Origin of the sequence: Fictibacillus nanhaiensis (assembly GCF_049537595.1) — a bacterium.
Lineage (GTDB): Bacteria > Bacillota > Bacilli > Bacillales > Fictibacillaceae > Fictibacillus > Fictibacillus nanhaiensis_F.
On record NZ_JBMULM010000001.1, the window covers coordinates 2,203,830 to 2,225,174 of the forward strand.

Here is a 21,345-nt window from a genome sequence, read left to right on the forward strand (position 1 = left end):
CCCTCCTTATTTCACTTGAAGAATGTGTCCACCATCAAAAAAGTAAAGATAACTTTCTTTAACAGGCTTCTTTAATATTCTTTCAATGGCTTTTGCGTACAAATTCAGCTGTAACTCGTAACGTTTGTACAGGATATCCTTTGCTCCTGTAAAGCCGTTTGTAAAGCGGTTCGTAATTCTGTCTGTCTTATAGTCAATCAATATATATCCGTCTTCCTCCTCGATCAGACAGTCAATAACACCTTGAACTAGAACATGTTCATCTTCACCGTTCCACTCTCTTTGAATCTCTGAGATCGGGAGCGCCATACTAAACGGAATTTCTCTTTTCAGATTCTTCTCTTTGATTCTCTCGCCTAGTGGTCCTTCCATAAACTTCTGGATCTGTGGAAGCTGGATATATTGAACTTGTTCTCTTGTAAGCAACTCTTTCGTTTCCATTTCTGCAAGCTGATTTTCGAGAGATTCTAGTGTGCCAGGTTTATTAAAATCAACATGCTGCATCACCATATGCATAGCAGTACCCACTTCAGCTGCATTCAACTGCTCTTCTTGCATAAATTTTGGCCGCTCGTGTATAACTTGTTGGGCGGCTTTTACTAATTCTGTAGAACTGTATTCATCTGCTTGATATTGTTTTTTTATCTCTGTAACAGACTGTTTGGAACGGGTGTATGTCGAGTTTTCATTCGAATATCGCCATCCAAGTCGACGTTTGACTTCATCAAAGTCATCTGAAGCAAGATTCACTCTTTCATAGTTCTCTAACTGTTTCAGCAACTCTTCTTGTTTTTCTTTTTCTTCCACTTCTAACTCTTCATATTGACTCGCCGGAAGAACGGCAATCTTCCAATCTGTTTCATCGATATAGACTTCACCTCTTCCGCTCTCGCCTGTTCCTAGCAGCGATAAAAGAGGTTCAGCATTCTTATGGCGGATGACTGCTCTTCCGATCCAATCAAGATAACTCTTTACACCAGCTCTTTCAAAGTCTGGTAGAATCCAGTTTTCTTCATAAAGAGAATCACTCCATGAATCCACAGATTTTTCAATGTCATTGACTGTGCCTACTAAGTACAGTTTTTCTTTTGCACGTGTAAGAGCAACATATAGTACTCGCATCTCTTCTGCGATCAATTCCATTTTCTTTCTTCCGGCGATCGCAAGCTTCGGCAGTGTCGGATAGGCAATTCGGTACTCTGGATTTATATATTGAGTTCCGAGTCCAAGTTCTTTATGAAGAAGAACTTTTTCGTTCAGATCTCTTGTATTGAACTGTTTGTTGATGCCCCCAACGAATACAATTGGAAACTCTAAGCCTTTACTTTTATGAATCGTCATAACACGAACAACATCTTCTTGTTCACCTAAAGCTCTGGCAGCTCCTAGATCTTTTCCCCGCTCCTGCATTCTTTCAATAAAACGAAGAAAACGGAAAAGACCTCTAAAAGATGTACTTTCATACATTTTCGCACGATCATATAAAGCTCTTAGGTTGGCTTGTCGTTGTTTGCCACCGGTTAATCCGCCTACATAATCAAAATATCCGGTTTCTCGGTAAATCTCCCAGATCAGATCAGAAAGAGATCCTTGACGCGCTTGATGACGCCACTTTTCCAGCTGATCTAAAAACGTAGAAACTTTCTCTTGAATCCGAGCGTTTTCTCCTTCAGCACGATAGAGTTCTACGGCTTTCAAATAATTATCTTGTTTTTGTTTCAATCTGATCACTGCCAGTTCTTCACCTGTCATTCCGACAAGTGGCGAACGAAGGACGGCCGCAAGCGGTATGTCTTGCAGTGGATTATCGATCACTTTTAAGAGTGACATCATGACATGAATCTCCGTCGCATCAAAATAGCCAGTTGAAAGTTCAGCATAAGCAGGTATCCCTTGCTGCTTAAACTCTTCTAGTATGACCGGTGCCCAAACAGAGGTTGCCCGAAACAACATAACGATGTCTTTGTATTTTGCAGGCCGTAATTTTTTCGTATGTTTATCAAGTACGAGATGAGGAGAATTTCCTTTTGTCCCTACGATCTGTTTTATTTTTTCGGCTATAACTCTTGCTTCTAACTGAATGGTCTCAAGCTCCGACTTTTCTACTTCTCCGTTTTCAAGACCTTCTTCATCTGTTACAGGCTGACTTTTATTAATAAGAAGAAGTTCTGGTTCATTTCCCTCTTGCTCAGGATAATAAGTGGCACCTAGCTTTAATTCAGCATCATCGTTGTACTCAATTTCCCCTACTGTTTCGTTCATGATCTGTCTGAACAAATAGTTTGTAGCTTGCAAGATTCCATTTCGGCTTCTAAAGTTTATTGCAAGGTCAATGCGTAAACCGTTGCCGCCTTCTTTCGTGAACTGTTTGTACTTCGTTAGAAAAAGAAGTGGTTCTGCTAGTCTGAATCGGTAGATGGATTGCTTCACATCACCTACCATGAACATGTTTCCTGCTTCTCCATCTTTTGATACTAAACGAACTATGGATTCTTGGACAAAATTCGTATCTTGATACTCGTCAACTAGTACCTCTACAAATCTTTCGCGGTACTCTAATGCAGCATTAGATGGAACCGGCTCATCCATCGTTGACCCTTCCCCTTTTAATATTCCTAGACAAAAATGTTCAAGATCACCAAAATCAACAAGAGACTTTTCTTGCTTCGCTTCAAGATAGCGTTCTCCAAACTTTTTTACTAAGGAAGCGAGTTCTTTAACAACAGGAGCCATCTCTTCAATATGAACGATATACGAATCAGGATGCCTTTCAAAATATTCTTCTTTTAATGCACCCGTCCGTTTTTTAATGTTGTCTCTCATAGCTTTTACTTTATTTTTCAGTTCTTCATCTACATCTTTCCCACGAATGGCTTTTAATTTCGAAGGCTCATATGATTGAAATTCCTCATAAAGTTCACTCCAGCTATTCTTTGCACGAAGTAATCGTTCAATAAAGACAAGATCTTCTTGAAGTGTTTCTGCGTATGCAAGAGGTCCACCTGAAAGCTCGCTCAGCTCTATCGCTCTTAATGCCAAAGATCGAAGCCCTTCTATCTGTAGCGATATATCGATCAGAAGCTCTTTCGTCCAAGGAAGATCGTCAATGGTTGCCGCTTGCACCTGGTACGTTCCTGCCATCTGGTCTAGCCAGCCGTTCGGATCAGGGTGACTTCGAGCAAAATCATAGAGCGATAAGATCAGTTTTTGAAGTTCTATATCATTTCGGTCAGAACTATAAGCATCGACCACTTGGTAAAAAATATGGTCTTCTCCCTTGCTGTACTCTTCTTCAAATAGATCCTCTATCACTTCTTGACGAATAAGTTCCGCTTCTGTCTCTTCTGCCACACGAAAACCTGGATCGAGGTCTGTTTCATAATAGTGTTTGCGAAGCACCTCAATACAAAAAGAATGAAGAGTAGAGATCGATGCTTTGTTTAATAAGTTAAGCTGCCTTCTTAAGTGGAGAGATGAAGGATTTAAAGACAGTTCTTTATCGATTGCTTCTCCTATTCTTTTTCTCATTTCAGCAGCGGCAGCATTTGTGAATGTAACGATAAGCAAACGGTCCACATCCGCAACCTTTTCACGTATCATCGTGATGATGCGTTCTACAAGGACAGCTGTTTTACCCGATCCAGCTGCTGCAGCAACGAGAACATTTTCTCCTCTAGCCTGAATAGCTTGCCACTGTTCGTCCGTCCATGTTGCACCTTCTGGTTTTGGGATTAAAGTATTCAAATCACATTTCCTCCTTCCTCATGCATTTTTTCTAGAATAACATCATCTTTTTCTGAACGAAGTTGACGATATTGATTCTCTTCAAGTGTTTGATCAAACTGACAAACAGGCTTATATGAACAGAACGTACATGGTGTTTTTTTCTTCATCTCATATGGGGAGATATCAATTACTCCGTTTGTAATCCCTTCTCCGCTCGTTACAGCCATCTTTCGTGCATGATTACGCATCGTGTTAAACTGCTCTCTTGAGGCGATAGCGGAATGTGACTTATGAAATCCTTTTTGGGTTAGAGCGACAGGAATGATAGAAGAACGCTTTTCCATCGTACTGTCCATAAGTTGAACGGCTTCTTCCTCAGCAAGGACCAAACCTTTCATCTTAAACTTCTTTAACACTTCTTTTTCGATTTCTTCCACACTTAGCAGTTTCTTTTGATTTAAAAGCGGGTTGTGAACATGGAAATACAGAACGCCTGCTGGAACGGACTCTTCACCTAGCCAGCTTTCTGAATGTGTGACCGCAACATCTAGATAAGTCAGCATCTGAAGAGCAATGCCATGATATAACTCTGCTAAGTTAAGTCCTGTTGAGCTGGATTTATAATCGATCACGCGCATCAGAAGTCCTTTAGAACTTTTGGCTGTATCAACACGATCGATACGTCCGATCACTTCCATCGTCGTGCCATTCGGCAATTTATAGGTTAATGGCGGCAATGTTGCACCAGAAGCGAATGCTAGTTCAAGGCCTGCTGGTGTGAAACCACTCGCCTTTGCATGCTGACTTAGTATGTGCGAAGCTTTTCCGACTACTTCTTTTAACTTCTTCTTAATATAGAGATGTCTGTTGGAACTTAACAGAATCTCATGCTGAAGCTGTGGTGCCAATAATTCAACAATGTCTCCTGCTAAACGATAACAATCTCCCTTTGAAAGATCACTCCAAGCTACGCTTCTTTGCTGAAGTGAATCATTCATCTGTTTTAAAGCAGCATGAAAAAGCTGTCCGATATCAGGGGCTTCAAGCTTGTACATTTGCCGTTCTTTTAGCTTTAGTCCGTACGACATGAACTGAGAGAATGGACATGACTGAAAGAGCTCCATCCTTGAGATGCTCGTTAAGATCTTATCGCCATAAAGGTCTCTTGATACAGATGAACTGAGAGGTGTTTCTCGATTAAAATAGAACAGAGAAGACAGAGCACGCTTTGCATAGAAATCATACACGTTGTCTTTGATCACCCAATTGTATACATCCCACCAAACGGAAGAGATCGGATAGCCTTTTTTCCATTCTCTAAGCTGTGCACTTAAAAAAGAGACACTTTTTATCGGATGTTGCACAAAGTCTATATCATTTTGTAAAGCAGGTTCGTTTTGATATAGTTCTTCTTTTAAATTTGGGAAAAGGTCGTGCAACCGCTGTATGACCATAGAAGGCTGCATCGTTTTACCTTCCTCGTCTGCTAACGCATACGAAACAAACAAATGGTCACTAGCATTCGTTAACGCCAGATAGATCATAAACTGCTCATCTAGCAACTTTCTGCGAGCAGTCGGTGCAAGCACAACACCGTTTCTATCAAGGGTTTCTCTCTCGTCTTCTGAAAGTAATCCATCGTCTTTTGGTTTTAGCGGAATGATTCCATCGTTTACACCGAGAACAAAATTCACTTTTACATCCGTGAAACGAGACCTTTCCATCGTCCCTACTAATACTTGATCTAGAGAAGGAGGAACAAGAGCGAACTTAAGGCTTTCAAGTCCTGTTTCAAGCATTTGCATCCACGTCTCTTTTGAAAGTTCTTCCTCGCCAGTCAACTCTACCATCTCATCGAGAAGACCTAACACCGCATTCCAAACTTGACCATGTTCAGATGCTGCTCGTAGTTTCCCTGCTGTTTCCGCATGAATTCTCAAGCGTTCCAGCTTCATCGGCACATTGAGATCTTCAAGATACTGATAAAGACTTTTACAATATTGGACGATACTTTTGCTGTTTGATAGATTTTTAGATAGACGACTCAATGGGGATACAATCATATCCCGCATGTCATTAATCAGCTGTTCTTTTTCATCGTCTCGGGTTGTCTTTCCAAAATCTTCTGATTCGAACCCTCTAAATCTTTTATATTTCCAAGGTTTTGGATCTGTCCATCTTTTTCCTTGGATACCAAGTGCTAAAACATAGTTCTCAAGTTCATCCATACAACGTCTCATCTCAGATGTCGTTTTTCTTATCTCATCAAGCGGATAGAGCATGTCAGTTTTAACAGCTCGAAACACAGACTCATAGCGCCAATTTTTTAGTACAATATCTAACGATGAACGAATTAACTCAATCAGTGGATGGTGAAGCATAGATTTTTTTTGATCAAGAAAAACAGGTATCTCATAATCTGTGAATACCGTTTCAATCAGTGTCTGATAACTACCCGAATTTCGTACTGTTACAGCGATATCGCGATATCGATAACCTTGGTCACGAACAAGCTCAATAATTTTTCTTGCTGCTCCCTCAACTTCTGATCGAATATTTACTGCCGCCGCTACTCCAACACCTTCATGTTTGGCTGACGGGATGGCCGGTCTTCGATCATACTGATCCTCGATGTGAGCGATGGCACTTGAATTAAACTTTGGCTTCTCATGAAGATAGATCGGTTCCTCCACGAAAACACCCAGTTCTTTTGCTTGTGCTGTTAATGACTGTACAGTCTTTTTAGTCATATAAAACAAATCTAGCTCATGAGGCTCAGATTCCGAAGTTAAGAATTCATCGGTCGTAAGTGCAATGGTCACTTTCTTGGCATGAGCTAGTAATCCCGCCGCAACTTCTAATTCTTGGGGGGTAAAAGAATGAAATCCATCTATGTAAATTTCACTTTCCTTAATGCTTTCAGAAAAAGGAATCTTAGCTTGGAGCAGACGAAGGTAATCTTCTGAATCTACATACTTCCCAATTAGTGCTTCATCCAAGGAACTCGAAATAACACTTAGATCTGATAATTTATCTTGAAGCACTTTTTTATTATTTTCTTTTTGTCCAATAGAAAGCAATGTATCAGCATTCCACGAAAGATCTTCTGCAGAAATACAATATCGTTTAAGTTCTGTAGTCATCAACTCAAGCAATTCGTAAAAACCACTTTGTTCAGAAGCCTTTCGAAAGATTTTAAGATCTTCTTTTTTGTGCTCGACGATTTTCCGCAGCATCATTCTTATTCCGGTAGATGTAATGTGCATTCTTGTTAAACCACCGGTCTCGCCAAGAATACGCCAAGCAAGCCTTGAGAAACTAAATACTTGCGCACGCATCATTCCTGATAATCCTGGCGACGTGGCTAGCTTATACTCTGATTGAAAGGTCATTTGATCTGGTACAAGATAGATGATCGGATTGCCTGAAGGACGGTCTGTAAGTTCTTTTTGAATCTCCTTAAATACAGAGTGGGACTTTCCGCTGCCGGATCGTCCCAAAATAAATTGCAAACTCATTTTTGTTCATCCCCTGTTCCGCACTTTGAATTCTAACTCTATTATCTCATAATCTATTAGGACATCAAAGGCTCCTACCCTGAAAAACAACCACTTCCTCCTGGTAGTTATAGGATAGTTCTTGAAAACGAATCTTTACCTCCCATAACACGTTAGTAACCATAGAGAAAGAAAAAAGGAAACCGCTACATCGTTAGCTGATTTCCCTTCACTCTGACCGTATCTAGTTTAAACGTATTTCCTCCCGCTGCCTTTGCTTCATATAAGAGCACATCTGCTCTTTGGATGATCTGTGAAGGTTTTTCGCCTTCTACATAACTTGCAATTCCATAGCTAAGTGTTACAGGTAAAGCTCTATCATCTGACATATAAGGAAATGTTTCTAAATGCTTATTAATCGTTTCAATCGTATTTTCCACTTCTGTTCTACATGTTGTATGGAGAATCCAGGCAAACTCTTCTCCGCCGTAACGATACGCTTCTCCCTCTTTTACAGATATGAAGCGTTTAAACGTTGAACCAACAAGCTTCAGCACTTCATCACCAATCAAATGACCATGCTGATCGTTGAACCGTTTAAAACGATCAATATCACATAAAACAAGTGTAAAGGGCTTATTTTGTTTTGTGCTTTCCAAAACATCTTCTTGAAATTTCCGATGATTCAAGAGACCCGTTAAATAGTCTTGTTCAGATTGAAGCTGATACATATTCTTCTCAAGATAATGTTGTCTTTCTTTAGAGGCAATCACACCTCCGTAAAAAGCGATCAACCATAAAAAGATGCTTTTCATTAAAAATTCAAAGGAAGAAAGCGTGTTCATATACCCGATATCTCTAATGAAAAAGTAAGAGAGGATGACAAAACTCGCCGTTCCTACTATAAGGGCCCCCCTTAATCTCCAATACAGGGCGGCATGAATAACGATTAAATAACCTACGGAAACAAACGGGCTATCAGCTCCGCCAGTTAGCTGCATCAGCCAAGCATAAGCGATGCAATCAAAAACGATTCCACCTCTAGTGAAAACACGGTAGTACAGAGAGGTCTCAGGCAATTGGTGCAATACAATTTGTGTGGATGTCATATATAGGATCCCAATTATGAAAAGAATCGGAAAGGTATCCGTTTCATATTTCAGCACACTTGAAATAGGTTGATAATAAAAAACAGGTACACAAAATATTAAGAAGAACCAACGAAGTAAAGAAGATATTGTTTCAGAACGGTGTTCAGTAATCGTAAATGAATCTTTCATGCAGTCATCTTCCTTTGCATTTTACGATCTGCTATTTCAAATAGCAGAAAGGCCCTTTATTCATTTTGTTCAAATGAATGATTTTTTCTCACTTCTTGCTCTTTTATTGGTATACATCCGCTCATCCGCAAGCTGAAGATAGTAATCGATGTTCTCGCATGCATCTGCAAGCAGTTCTATGGCACCATATGCTAATGAAATCGATTCATTCCAAACGATAAGCTGGCTCTCTAACTTTTCGATTAAGATGTATGCTTCATCCTCAGTGATCCCTGGCAACAGAAAAACAAATTCATCTCCGCCAAACCTAAATCCGGAGAACAATTTTAATCGTTTAGAAAGTTCAGCGATCTGCTGAAGAATTTCATCACCTGCGTGATGTCCTAGCTCATCATTGATACATTTGAAATTATTGATATCAAACATGACAAGCGTAAGAGGAAGTTTAAGTCTGTGTGCTTTTGTAAGCTCTTTTTCTAAACAATCATAAAAGTATCGGCGATTGTATAGATTTGTTAGCGGATCGCGAATGCTAATCTCCTTAAGGTCTTTGAATTGTTGAGAGGAGAAACCGCTTAGGAAGCCTGTTACAGCTCGATGAGAAATTCGATTCCAACGATCTAACATAAATAGCTGTATGACTAATGGCTCGTTTAGCGTTGCTTTTTTTGCTTCAAGTAAAACAGATTCACTAATACTCGTTGTAAAACAGGCTAATGCTTGATGAGGAATTCGTTGATGTCTTAAAAAATGAATACCTGATGAAAATGCTTTTTGCTCTCCTTGTTTTAAAAAGGACTCGAATCGCTCTTTTTCTAAAAATATAGCATGCACGATTCCACGTAAAAATTTCTCTAATACCTTTTCATATTGCTCAACAAAACCGTTTAGAAACGTATGAAAGTCTTCATTTTTTCTTAGATGCTCTTTGTGTGTATGTATCATAGCGGGAATAGACTTCATAAATTCTGGCAACAAGTTTTTTTTGAGTGCACGTAAGTCTAGTTGGAAATTTTCCATTCTACAACCCCTCAAATTCCTCAAAAATTACATACAAAAAGCCATCACCTAATAAAGGGAATGGCTTCCATTTATGTTTAGATACGTTTAACCTCTATGAGTGCTTGATATCTAAAGTGTGAAAAACTTCACTCTTCAGAAATAAACTTCATAGAAGCACCTGTGTCTAAACCAAGTCCGTTTCCCTTTGGCAACCGGCTGCCATTGCATGTTCACCATACTTTAGGCCCATAGCTTTGCGTCCCAGCTTTTCAACTGGTTTGCCCTTAATAACAAAGGTTTCTATTGATTTATAGTTATTATATCCTACTAAGGAAATTTGCGCCAATGATTTTAATGATTCATTAGACCTATTATTTTAGACCTTCCTTTTTGGATATTTTTAACTTCCTGTAGTACCTATACCCCATCCTTACTCCATTCAAAACAAAATAAGGAATCTTAATTGGGAAGTGATACAGAGATTTCTTATAGATGGTGAAATAAGCCTTGCGCAGATCTTTCCATTTCCTGCACGTTTCGTATCGACTAAAATCAGAAACGTCTACAATAATTCCTCTGTTATTAGATATCATCACATTTTTCCCATGTACATCATTAGGAAACAACCCTTTGTCTCTCGCATGCCTCACAGCTTCGTCAATGTCGTATATGACATTCTCATGGATCTTTATCCCTTTATGCACGCAGTCATATAGAGTCATTCCTTCAATGCGTTTTAAAATTAAAAAACGCTGTTCCGAATGATAGCAAACAGAGAATCCAGGGTGTTTGCCTAGTCGATCATACACTTTCTTTTCTTCTAATAACCCGTGCTCATCTCTGCCATAGATCTTTACTACATAATCAGGATGAGCAGGATGAGAAAAAACGGCAGCATAGTTTCCACAGCCCAACATCTTCCAAGGGTATGGAGTATTCACTGGACACACCGGATCAAATGGGCTGCGGCTTTCAATCATAATCTCATTGTTTAATTGTCTGGCTAGCTGGATAAAGTGTTCCATAACGATCCTCAATTCAAATTCTAATCCTATTATCATCATCTTATGTTTATGCGATACGTTCATTGTATACAGATGTTGTAGAAAATGAAACTTGCACGCTTTATCCATTATTCAAGGTTTACTTTAAGATAAAAGAGCATAAGTGTCTCGGCTTTATTTTTCAGATGAATGTTCGGAAATCTCATAATTTCACGATAACCTCGAATAAAGATCTCATATTCTGTAATATCATCCTCGCGTTGTGCATCCATTACTTTAATTCTTCGTTTTCTCAGTTCAATCCTTACATCATATAGATCTTTGCTGATTTGATTCATAATTTGCTCCACTAGTGCAACATATGGCTGTCTCAGTTTAAAAGGAGAGCCGTTAATAATTTGTAGATCCCGATTAAAAACGGTAAGTAAAATCGGATACATCACAAATTTTTCAATAAGCGAACGCTCTTCTTCGCTTCCATATTGCACGACGATCCCTCCAATCTTAAGAAGACAAAAAACGCGAATGTACTGATAGTATGTTTCTTATATGAAAACTTCGAATCTGTTTTTTTGCTGAACAATAACCTTTGATTATATGACCATCAAAAGAGTACGGAATTACAAAACGGTGAGAGATGTCACCTTTTTGTGAGAGGTAGATCATTTCGATTCCAACTCGTTCTTGTATGCATCTCATTAATAAGTTAGTCATGAAGCAACCTCCTTTTTTTATATTATATGCGAACAAACGTTCTTTTTATACTAGAAAAAAATACCTGCCTTTATACGTAGGCAAGTATTTGAGCTTTATTTACTTTTTTGAGGGCGAATTCCCATTGCTTCAAGCTCCTGATACAAATTTCCAGCGATAGAGAATCCTTCGAAACTGATTCCTAGCGAAACGACAGTCTGAGCAAGCTCAGGACGCATCCCGCTTAAGGTTACATTTACACCTAAAAGCTTAAGAGAATTTATTACCTTAAATAAATTATGAGCGACCATCGTATCAATCACGGCTACACCAGATAGATCGATAAATAGATGTTCAATCTGTAATTCCATGCATTTTTGAAGAGAAGTTTCCATAATTAACTTAGAGCGATGCGTATCGATCGTTCCTACAAGCGGAAGAATCGCAACCGCTCTTGTCAGCCTTACAACGGGAACAGACAACTCTTCAATCGCCTCTCTAGCCAATCCAAGTACACGATTATTATTTTCAACATAAGCTACGCTAAAAGCATGGACCGTTTCATCTAGAAATGGGTCGATGATAGAGGCAGCTTTCAAAACGGTTTCAACGCTGAATTTTTCATTGCTAATTTCGTTACGTATGAAATCCCAAAGCACCATTCTATAGTATCTGGTACTGCTCAACGCTTTGTCCAACGGAACTTCATGCTGAACAGCAAGCTCGCCATTTTGTCTTCCCCAGTTAATAAAATGCTCTTGTGATGTTTTCTTATCTTCATAAAGAGCTTGTCCAAAGTATGAAAATAGTTCTCCACGTAGGTTTAACACAAATTCCGTTTGCTCTGTCGGATGCTCACCAAGTGATACACGCACCTCATCAATTTTCTTTGATAGATCATATTTTTGCTCAATAATCTTTTTACCTAATGCCCTCAATTGTTGCTCCATGTTCTAATGCTTCCCCCTATATACACAAAAAATGGCATACCTCCAACTTATTTACCATTAATTTGTGTACTTAAAACCTATTCTCCCCAAAAAAAATGGAGCTACTAATCGCCTGCCCCTCGGAAAGCCGAGCGACCTAGAATTCACATTCAACATCTCTCAAGGCTCTTTTCCCATATATTGTTTTTAAGAGTAATCGATATGGACAGCAAATCCTGCAGATTTAGCCTTTCGAGAAAGGTTCTCGGCATTTTCTCTAGATGTGAATGCTCCAATTTGCACTTTATAAAGTTTTCCTTCTGCAGTAACAAGCTCGTTAAACTCATTCTGATGAACAACAAACTTTTTTAACTCATATTTTACATTTTCAATGAAAAATGGAAATGTCTTACCATATTGGTGAAAACAATTTAAAGGATCTGTCCTTCTTTTAGGGTCCAGTTGAAAGTGACCTTTTATGTTCCGGGCCGGATCCCATTGGTACATGTCACATAAATAGGCAAAAAACCAAACATAACGGCTGTAAGCTTTGTTAAAATCTATGGAAGTCCCATAGCATAACTCAACACCAATTCCCCATTCGTTCGCATCTGATACGTTAGAGCGAACGTGCCAAGCTTTTTCATGCAATGGAATGATCATCAATATCTGTTTATCATCTATGAATACGTGCGCAGAAGCCTCTAGTTGTCTGCTGTTGAAATATTCATAGTTCTGTTGGGCCGTTGAGTCGGGATTCCCAGTGTCGTGCGCAACCGCAAAACGCGGTATACGATTACCTCCTGGACGCTGCTTCCATTCTTTCTTTAAAAATTGATTTGTAATCTGAAATTTTTCTTTCATACCTACACCTCCCATTTATTCAAAATAGAAGTGTATAATTTCACAAAAAAAGAGCCATTACGGCCCTTCTTTACATTCCACCTGGTTGTGATTGTGTTGTAATCGCCCAAACCCAATACGCTGCTCCGATTAAAAATCCAAAACCTAATAGCACAAAAAATAACGTTGAATTTTTCATAATCCGTTTCTCCCCAAACCTTTTACTTTCTTTCTTATTAAATATAAATTATCATATACTAGTAGAAGAAGAAACAAAAAGCAAGGGTGTTAAAATGGAAAATAGAGAACAAACCCCATTAAGAAATGAGTTAGAGCGTGAATTGGAAATGAGCTTACGCAGACTTTTTCGCACGTTAAGAAAAGGTTTAAACGAAGTGTACTCAGATTATATTCCAAGCAATGAGTTTGCTGTTCTTCAGACTTTATTTATTCAAAGTCCTTTAATGGCTTCCGAAATCGCTAATGAATTAAAAGTTTCATCAAGCCATATTACCGCCGTTACGGATCGGCTTGTTGGCAAAAACTACATTCAGCGTGTACGATCAGATTCAGACCGTCGGATCGTCTATTTGGAAATTACTGAAGATGGTAGAGAAATCGCACGAAAAATGGATAACATTAAGAATAACTACCTGGAAAAAAAGTTTGCCGCATTAACAGATGAAGATATAAAGCGAATGATAGATTCTTCAATAAAACTGCTTGATTAGTTGAGCAGTTTTCCTTTTCGAAAATAATTCACATTGTGAAATATTTACAACATGAATAGGAGGGTGATGCATGGAACATCTAGAAATGCGGCGGAAAGTAATTATCATGCTTTCCATCATGTCTGCTATGCTTTTTGCAGCGTTAAACCAAACCATTGTTGGTACGTCTTTACCAAAAATCATTGCTGATCTTGGAGGAATAGAATACTACAGCTGGGTTTTCACGATTTTCATGCTCACTTCAAGTATCACAGCGATATTAGTTGGAAAACTATCAGACATTTACGGAAGAAAGCCATTTATCCTTTTAGGAATCGGTGTGTTTACTGCAGGGTCACTTTTATGCGGCATTTCCGAAAGTATCTTTGAACTCATCTTATATAGAGGGGTTCAAGGTTTTGGTGGAGGTATGATCATGTCGACCGCTTTCACAGCAGTTGGTGATTTATTCCCGCCTCGCGAACGTGGTAGATGGCAAGGGATCATGAGCAGTGTTTTCGGTTTAGCAAGCGTGTTTGGCCCTACATTAGGAGGATACATCGTCGATCACTTTCATTGGCATTGGGTATTCTGGATCTTTCTTCCCTTTGGCCTTGTCGCTTTTGCCGCTATATACTTTTTATTTCCTTCTGTTCAAAGAAAAGAGAAGGAATCCATCGATTACACGGGTTCATTGTTACTAACGTTAACAATGGTTCCTCTTCTCCTTTCATTCACTTGGGCAGGAAATCAATATGATTGGGCATCTCCAGAGATCATCGGACTGTTTGCTGTAACCATCGTAGCTTTCTTTTTGTTTGTGCTAACAGAAAAGCGTGTATCAAGTCCTGTGCTACCGCTTGATATGTTCAAAAATAAAGTGTTCACCGTGTCTAACATCATCGGGTTCTTTTTAGGAGCAGGTATGTTTGGATCGATCATGTATATGCCTTTCTTTATACAAGGAGTAATGGGAACATCTGCTACAAAATCCGGCTTTGTCATGATGCCATTAACACTTGCTATGGTCGCAGGAAGCACGATAAGCGGACAGATCATTACGAAAACAGGAAAATACAAGAAATTAGCTATGCTTGGATTGTTCATTATGGTAAGTGGAATGACGAGTATGCATTTTATGGATACGCAAACGACTAATACGACAGCAATCTTTAATATGATTCTCGTTGGGTCAGGACTTGGAATCGCATTTCCGATCTTCACCTTAACTGTACAGAACGCGGTTGAGCATAAGTATTTAGGTGTTGCGACCTCTTCTGTTCAACTGTTCAGACAGCTTGGTGGTACGATTGGTGTTTCAATTATGGGGAGTGTGATGAATAACTCTCTAGCAGACCACTTTAATAAAGAATCTCAAAAGCTAGTCGCGTCTTCTCCTAGTGTTACACCTGAGATGGGTGAGCAGATTAAAGAGCTCGCAAACCCTCAAGTGTTGCTGAACCAAGAAGCTGTTATAGAAAAATTCAGTGCTTTACCACCTGAATCTTTAAACGTTATTAAACAAGTACTTGGTATACTGCGTGAGTCTTTGAGTTATGCATTAAACGGTGTTTTCTTAACTGGTGCAATCGTTATTGGCACAGCATTCATACTCACATTCTTCTTCTTAAAAGAAATTCCACTAAGAACTTCTAATGAAGAAAAGAATACTTCACATGAACAAGCTGCAGAACGAAAGCTTGGTTAGTTATCATAAGAGAAAGACGGCGGAATCGAAAGAAATCGACTCTACCGTCTTTTTATTATTTTGTTAAGCTATTTTCGTAAATTTGTTGTTTCCTGAAAGTAGTTGATTTCCGCTTCAGGTTGCACGCTTTCCATGGGGCGTGCGGTGAGCCTCCTGCCGCTTTGCGCCATTAGGAGTCTCCACCTGACCGCTCGTCCCATAGGAGTCGGCAACCTTACGCTACAATCAACTTGCCCGAAGAAGAAAAAAGAAACCGCCTTAAAAGCAGCAATCTTTTAGAAAGGAGCTTTTTTATCAGGCTTTACTAGTTTTAATCCTTATATCACTTCTTCTTGTTGGTTTTGTTTTTCAGCTGTTTGAACTGAATAGTTCATACTCCAAAATCCAATATCTTTAAAGCCTAAACGCTTATATATCGACCCTGCTTTAGGATTATCATAGAAAAGACAGAGCGTTTTCCCTTCAGCTAAAATATCGTAGCACAGTGCTTCCATACAGAGTGAAGCATACCCTTTGTTTCTTTTTTCAGGGTGTGAACAAACGCCGACAATCATCGCTGACAATGAATTTTCTGCCGTAGAAGATGCACAAGAAACAATGGTATCCTCTTCTCTTATAAAATAAGTGCGTCCAGTTTTGGTCGACAATGCTTGCTCCAAGCTTTCTTTAGCTGTTTTTCCAATTGAAAATTCTTTGATCATATATTTTAATTCCATGAGGCTACCAACATCTTTAAGCTCTGCTTGTAAGATGCTTTCTCTTGATATATTTTTCTTTATTGATGATGCATCTTTAAGTTCAGCAAAATATAGCTCTTTTGTTCGCTCAAACTGTAAATAAGGAGTAAACTGTTCCGTGATTTCCTTTTTACCTGAAAGCATCTCATAACTTTTATCTTGATTGATAATCTCTGAAAAAGCTTTTGCATTAATCTTCCCATTTGCATAAGGAAGGTAGTTTCCTTTATAACGAAGAAGGATGCCAGTGATCGCTCCGTTCTCTTCAACATCTGCCCAGATGTCTTGAGAATCTGTATCATAACCAAAATTCTCAATATCAGCGATAATGAATAAGTTTAGCGCAGGTTCTGCACTCAAATAGTCCATAACTTTTTCATGCCACGTTTGATTCATCTTAACTATCATCTCTATACTCCTCCTTATTTTGTTTAATTGTATCCGCGAATTGGAAAAATGCAACACTTTTTTAAAATAAAAAACCAGTCAGAAGACTGATTTTTCATTCATACACTATTTGTTTTAATACGACTTGACTTCACTACTATTTTTTTATAGAAGATGAGACAAAAACATTGTTGCTGTACCAAAGTATACCAAGAGTGAAAAAATATCATTCAATGTGGTGATAAGAGGTCCCGATGCTACCGCTGGGTCAATCTTAAATCTATATAGTAATAACGGAATAAGTGTTCCGGCAAGCGTACCAATTATCAATGTAAAGAATAAGGAACTACCTACAACAAGCCCCAATATTAGATTACCTTTCCATAAGAAAGCCACGATTGATATTAGGATTCCGCATGTAATTCCTATAATAAACCCAACACCAAATTCTCGGAATATTAATTTCACAATGGTCGGCCGATCGATGTCATGTGATACAAGTCCACGAACAACTACTGCAAGAGATTGTGTGCCCGTATTCCCTGTCATACCAGCAATCATTGGCATAAAGTACGTAAGTGCAACCGCGCGTTCAATCGTTCCTTCAAACGTACTTATTATACTACCGGATAAAATCCCAATAAACAGAAGTAAAATAAGCCAAGGCAGTCTTCTATAGGAAGCTACAAGGGCACTGGTCTGAAAATCAATGGATTTACCTGTTGCCGATAACTTTTCGATGTCTTCATTAGCTTCTTCAATCAATACATCTAGCACATCATCGACTGTAACAATCCCGATCAAGCGATCATGTTCATCCGTTACAGGGACAGCTATAAAGTCGTAGCGTTCAATCGTACGTGCTACTTCTTCTTGGTCTGTCTCTGCGGGTACGGAGATAACCCTGCTGTACATGATTTCCTCAATCTTCTCATCCATCTCTGCTAATAACAGATCACGATAAGAGACTACACCAACAAGCTTTCTATCATCATCAATTACATATAAGTAATAAATATTCTCTGCAAAACCTGCGAATGTTTTTAGCTTTTCAACCGCATCTCTAACGGTATAAACTTGCGGAATCCATACGAACCGGTTGGTCATAATACCACCAGCAGTATCTGAATCATATTGCATAAGGCTTTGAACCGTTTTGGATTCATCTGCTTTCATGGAAGACAGAAAATCTTGGATCTCGTTAACATCCAAGTTACCGAGAAGGTCCGCTAAGTCATCATTCTCCATTAAATTCATGATGTGAGATGAGCGCTCAATGCCAAGTTTGTTCAGAATTTCCATCTGAAGATCACTTTCTAGCTCTTGAATCAAGGAAGCAATCTGTCTTGTGGTTAAAAAGGTAACAAACTTATGTCTGTGCTTATCCGGCAAATTTTTATAAACATTTGCGATATCATACGGGTGAAGTTCATCGATTAAAAGCTGAAATTCTTTTTTTCGTAACTCTTTTAAGTTTTTTATGACATATAATAATATCTGATTCTCTGACATCTCTTTAAACAAGGAACGTCACCTCCTTATAAAAGTACTTCACCATTATAAGTGATTTTTCTAACTGTGACTATGGTATCGTATTGAATCTTTTCTACTGATCTTAATTACTTAGGCAAAAGAAAAAACCACTTTGCATAAAGTGGTCTCGTCATTTTTGTTCTGTATCCAGTTCTATTTTAACCAAAGGTGATCTAAAGAATAATCTCCTGCCCCTGTTAAGGCGACTCCTATCACTACTGCAATTAAGACTAGGTTAAATTCATAGCCGTTCGCCGTTACCCAAAAGCCGTTCTGCAAGTGAACCTTAATTGCAGCCACAAGCATCGTTCCAGCGATCAGCACAGCACCAATTTCGGTGAATAAACCTGCGGCAAACAAAAGTCCGCCGCCAAATTCAGCCAGACCTGCTAATAGAGCCATCGTATAGCCTGGTTTAATTCCGATAGATTCCATCCAGCCTCCGGTTCCTTTTAATCCGTAACCGCCAAACCATCCAAACAACTTTTGAGCTCCATGTGCTGCTAATGCCAGACCCACTACTAATCGAATAATCAATAACCCTAATGATAACATCCTTATCCCTCTTTCTTTTCGTGAATTCAACTTACTTTATGTTAGTATATTACAATTAGTAACTTGTCTATGTCAAGTTACTTTAAAAAAATAACCTTAAGAGCAAAAAAAATTACCGCTCTTCTTTAATGAATATGCGGCAATGTTTATTTTAAGCTTGTTCTGTTAAAATAATTGGCCCCTCTTTTGTAATGGCAACAGTATGTTCATATTGTGCTGAAAGACTTCCATCATAAGTGACGGCGGTCCAACCATCCTCTAACAAACTAACATGCGGCCGCCCTCCATTGAGTATAGGTTCAATGGTTATGACCATACCCTCTTTTAAAGTGATTCCCGTGTTACGCTCTCCAACATGGTGAACTTGAGGCTCTTCGTGTATGGAGCGCCCTATACCATGCCCAATAAACTCTCGAACAATCGAATAACCCTTATTCTCCGCATAAGTTTGAATCGCATGACCAATATCACCTATACGATTACCAACTCGTGCTTGTTCTATCCCCTTATATAGAGCTTGTTTGGTTGTTTCCAATAAAGCATGAGACTTTTTAGAAACCTTTCCTACTTCATATGACCAAGCGGAATCAGCCAGCCATCCATTTAGATTCACAACAAAATCAATTGTTACGATATCTCCTTCTTTTAACGCTCTTTTATTAGGAAGCCCGTGACATACTTCATCATTTACAGAAGCACAAGTCGCAAAAGGATACCCCATATATCCTTTTTGAGCAGCACTTGCTCCATGAGCTTTTAAATAAGTTTCAACAAACTGATCGATTTTATATGTTGTTGTTCCAGGGATAACAAGCTTGCTTAATTCTCTGTGACATGAAGCGAGCAGCCTTCCTGCTTCATGCATCTTTTCAATCTGCTTTTGTGACTTGATCTTAATCAATACAAAGTCTCCCTTCCTCTTTTTTAACTATATTCAAGGAAAAAGATCTTCGTGAAAGTAAAAAAGCACCTGGCGTCTCATCACGCCCGATGCTCTGATTCCTTAAGTCTTGATTCAACTATCTTTCCACCTAGCCACAATACAAATATGCCAAAAGCAATCATCCCAAGTTTCAATGGGCTCTTCAACACATCAATAAAGTCGTATCCGATAAATGAAACGATCGCGATCATCACCAATTTACCGAGAGTCAATGCTAGCAGAAAGGTTTTTATATTAATCCGTGATAATCCGCCTACTACGTTAACTAGAGCGGATGGAGTAAACGGAAAACAATAGATGAGAAAAAGCATACCGAAACCATGCCTCTCTAACCATCCAAGCATTCTTGTTGTGTTTGTATGTCTGTTTAAAAAATTCAAAAATCGCTTTTGACCAAATCGCCGCACTAATAAGAACACAATGATAGAACCAACACAAACCCCAATCCACGAATAAAGAAATCCTAACCAAAATCCGTATGCCGCTGCATTTCCCGCTACAAAAATAAAAAGCGGAAGGATCGGCAGGAATGATTCAAGCATAGGTAGCAATATCCCTGGCAAGAAACCTAAATCTTTGTATTGATCAAGCAGTTCTAATATGTTTTTTTCAGTAAAATAGCGTTCCCAGTTTCGCCAGTCCATCCACCGTTCACCCTTTTCTTCCTCATACCCTCATCGTTGCCACAGTTAACTTGTTTAAAACCGACTTTAGGAAAAACAAGGAGTTAATCATCTAATTTTATCATAAAGTAAAAAAAGTTCACTATTTGCTGATCGTTTTTGAATGTATTTTATCCCTTTTTTGCCCTAGAATTAATCCGCAGCAACATACTGAGATGAATGACATTAAAGGTAACAAGAAACTGACAAACTGCATTCCCTTTATCTGAGCATCGAACGGAAACAATAGACTATACAAAACTACCGTTCCATGTAGTAATGCCCCCACTGCAGCCAATAGTTTGTGTATCCACACAATAGCAAAACGGTTTAACGCACATAGGAATGCGACAATACCCCATAAAAGAAGAGGATACCCCAAAACATTCAAACCATCTTCTTTCGTTTCCACAAGACTCGTGATATGTACGATCCCAACCAAGATAGAAAGAAGCCCCGACAAGAGAAACAAACGGTATAGGATAGGCATTTAATCCCCCTTTTTTCATATGACACCATGTTGTAGCACACATCTATAAATAAACAAAAAACCGCCACAACTTAACGTTTTGACGGTTTGTACGTTCTTCTAGTTGTAAAAAAGTCAACCTTATTTCATAAGAGCGTCATACACTTGGACATCTAACTCTTTTGCTTTCTTTTCATTATACGTCTTTTCATATACCGGTTCTTGGACGATCTTTGCACCCCAGAACATACTCTCAAACACTTGATCAATATCCACTTCGATCTTCGCAAGCTTTAAGGGTACACCTTCCATGGTTTCTTGCAGTATGTTCGCTTTTCCATTAATGGAATACACGGTTTCAAGACCTACTACCGTGAGTACCACATGTGGATTCTCTTTAATGTTCGTTACGATGCGTGAATTGTTCGTCACCGTAAATCGAATCTTCTCTTTCGACAAACTCTTTACCCATGATATCGCGTTAACAGATGGAGCATTCGTTTCTCTGTCAACGGTCCCTAAGAGAACAAGTTGTTCGCCTTGCAGGTGTTCAAACAATTCTGGACTTAACGTTGTTGGAATTTCTTGTTTTGCCACTTGATCGCCACCTTTTAAGAAAATTATGTATGATCCCTATTTTACCATATATTTCATAAGTTGAAAGTGA

Annotated in this window: 18 protein-coding genes and 1 riboswitch; of the genes, 2 read left to right on the forward strand and 16 right to left on the reverse strand. The window is 38.8% G+C overall.

Annotated features, from left to right (window positions below):
* Positions 1-6 precede the first annotated feature (6 nt).
* The 9 genes from addA to ACOZ9X_RS11175 form a co-directional block, all read right to left on the reverse strand.
* Positions 7-3,744 carry a helicase-exonuclease AddAB subunit AddA gene (gene addA / locus ACOZ9X_RS11135; protein WP_423418169.1) on the reverse strand — a complete coding sequence of 1,246 codons (3,738 nt, stop codon included), beginning with the start codon at positions 3,742-3,744 and terminating at the stop codon, positions 7-9.
* On the reverse strand, positions 3,741-7,244 hold the full coding sequence (addB, locus tag ACOZ9X_RS11140; RefSeq protein ID WP_423418170.1) for a helicase-exonuclease AddAB subunit AddB: 3,504 nt from the start codon (positions 7,242-7,244) through the stop codon (positions 3,741-3,743). Before addB ends, addA begins: the two co-directional genes overlap by 4 nt.
* A 185-nt stretch (positions 7,245-7,429) precedes the next feature.
* The gene (locus ACOZ9X_RS11145) at positions 7,430-8,503 is read right to left on the reverse strand and encodes a GGDEF domain-containing protein (RefSeq protein ID WP_423418171.1); all 1,074 of its coding nucleotides are present in this window, start codon (positions 8,501-8,503) and stop codon (positions 7,430-7,432) included.
* A gap of 69 nt (positions 8,504-8,572) precedes the next feature.
* Positions 8,573-9,523 (reverse strand): GGDEF domain-containing protein, encoded by a 951-nt coding sequence (locus ACOZ9X_RS11150; protein ID WP_423418172.1) that lies wholly within the window; start codon positions 9,521-9,523, stop codon positions 8,573-8,575.
* A gap of 186 nt (positions 9,524-9,709) precedes the next feature.
* Positions 9,710-9,798, reverse strand: a riboswitch (cyclic di-GMP riboswitch).
* Positions 9,799-9,876: 78 nt separating this feature from the next.
* Entirely contained in the window at positions 9,877-10,530 is a 654-nt protein-coding gene (locus ACOZ9X_RS11155) for a serine/threonine protein kinase (protein WP_423418173.1), read from the reverse strand.
* 107 nt (positions 10,531-10,637) lie between these two features.
* Positions 10,638-10,997 carry a hypothetical protein gene (locus ACOZ9X_RS11160; RefSeq protein WP_423418174.1) on the reverse strand — a complete coding sequence of 120 codons (360 nt, stop codon included), beginning with the start codon at positions 10,995-10,997 and terminating at the stop codon, positions 10,638-10,640.
* 16 nt (positions 10,998-11,013) lie between these two features.
* Positions 11,014-11,223, reverse strand: coding sequence for a hypothetical protein (locus tag ACOZ9X_RS11165; RefSeq protein WP_423418175.1), 210 nt, complete (start codon positions 11,221-11,223; stop codon positions 11,014-11,016).
* A 95-nt stretch (positions 11,224-11,318) separates the two neighbouring features.
* Positions 11,319-12,152: an STAS domain-containing protein gene (locus ACOZ9X_RS11170; protein ID WP_423418176.1), complete on the reverse strand. Its 834-nt coding sequence runs from the start codon at positions 12,150-12,152 to the stop codon at positions 11,319-11,321.
* Between the two features lie 186 nt (positions 12,153-12,338).
* Positions 12,339-12,995 (reverse strand): N-acetylmuramoyl-L-alanine amidase, encoded by a 657-nt coding sequence (locus ACOZ9X_RS11175; protein WP_423418177.1) that lies wholly within the window; start codon positions 12,993-12,995, stop codon positions 12,339-12,341.
* 272 nt (positions 12,996-13,267) lie between these two features.
* Between ACOZ9X_RS11175 and ACOZ9X_RS11180 the strand changes: the two genes are divergently transcribed.
* Together ACOZ9X_RS11180 and ACOZ9X_RS11185 are read left to right on the forward strand one after the other, a co-directional pair.
* On the forward strand, positions 13,268-13,705 hold the full coding sequence (locus ACOZ9X_RS11180) for a MarR family winged helix-turn-helix transcriptional regulator (protein ID WP_231607465.1): 438 nt from the start codon (positions 13,268-13,270) through the stop codon (positions 13,703-13,705).
* A gap of 70 nt (positions 13,706-13,775) precedes the next feature.
* Entirely contained in the window at positions 13,776-15,392 is a 1,617-nt protein-coding gene (locus tag ACOZ9X_RS11185; protein WP_423418178.1) for an MDR family MFS transporter, read from the forward strand.
* A 317-nt stretch (positions 15,393-15,709) separates the two neighbouring features.
* Here the strand turns inward: ACOZ9X_RS11185 and ACOZ9X_RS11190 are convergent, their stop codons facing one another.
* From ACOZ9X_RS11190 to ACOZ9X_RS11220, 7 genes are all read right to left on the reverse strand, one after another.
* Positions 15,710-16,537: a GNAT family N-acetyltransferase gene (locus tag ACOZ9X_RS11190; RefSeq protein ID WP_423418179.1), complete on the reverse strand. Its 828-nt coding sequence runs from the start codon at positions 16,535-16,537 to the stop codon at positions 15,710-15,712.
* 144 nt (positions 16,538-16,681) lie between these two features.
* Positions 16,682-18,040, reverse strand: coding sequence for a magnesium transporter (gene mgtE / locus ACOZ9X_RS11195; RefSeq protein WP_423418180.1), 1,359 nt, complete (start codon positions 18,038-18,040; stop codon positions 16,682-16,684).
* 162 nt (positions 18,041-18,202) lie between these two features.
* Positions 18,203-18,604, reverse strand: coding sequence for a DoxX family protein (locus tag ACOZ9X_RS11200; RefSeq protein ID WP_423418181.1), 402 nt, complete (start codon positions 18,602-18,604; stop codon positions 18,203-18,205).
* Positions 18,605-18,755: 151 nt separating this feature from the next.
* Positions 18,756-19,505: a type I methionyl aminopeptidase gene (gene map, locus ACOZ9X_RS11205; protein WP_423418182.1), complete on the reverse strand. Its 750-nt coding sequence runs from the start codon at positions 19,503-19,505 to the stop codon at positions 18,756-18,758.
* Between the two features lie 80 nt (positions 19,506-19,585).
* Positions 19,586-20,191, reverse strand: a complete 606-nt coding sequence (locus ACOZ9X_RS11210) for a TVP38/TMEM64 family protein (protein WP_423418183.1) — start codon at positions 20,189-20,191, stop codon at positions 19,586-19,588.
* Positions 20,192-20,312: 121 nt separating this feature from the next.
* The gene (locus ACOZ9X_RS11215; protein WP_423418184.1) at positions 20,313-20,699 is read right to left on the reverse strand and encodes a hypothetical protein; all 387 of its coding nucleotides are present in this window, start codon (positions 20,697-20,699) and stop codon (positions 20,313-20,315) included.
* A gap of 120 nt (positions 20,700-20,819) precedes the next feature.
* Entirely contained in the window at positions 20,820-21,275 is a 456-nt protein-coding gene (locus ACOZ9X_RS11220; protein ID WP_423418185.1) for a pyridoxamine 5'-phosphate oxidase family protein, read from the reverse strand.
* Between the last annotated feature and the right edge of the window lie 70 nt (positions 21,276-21,345).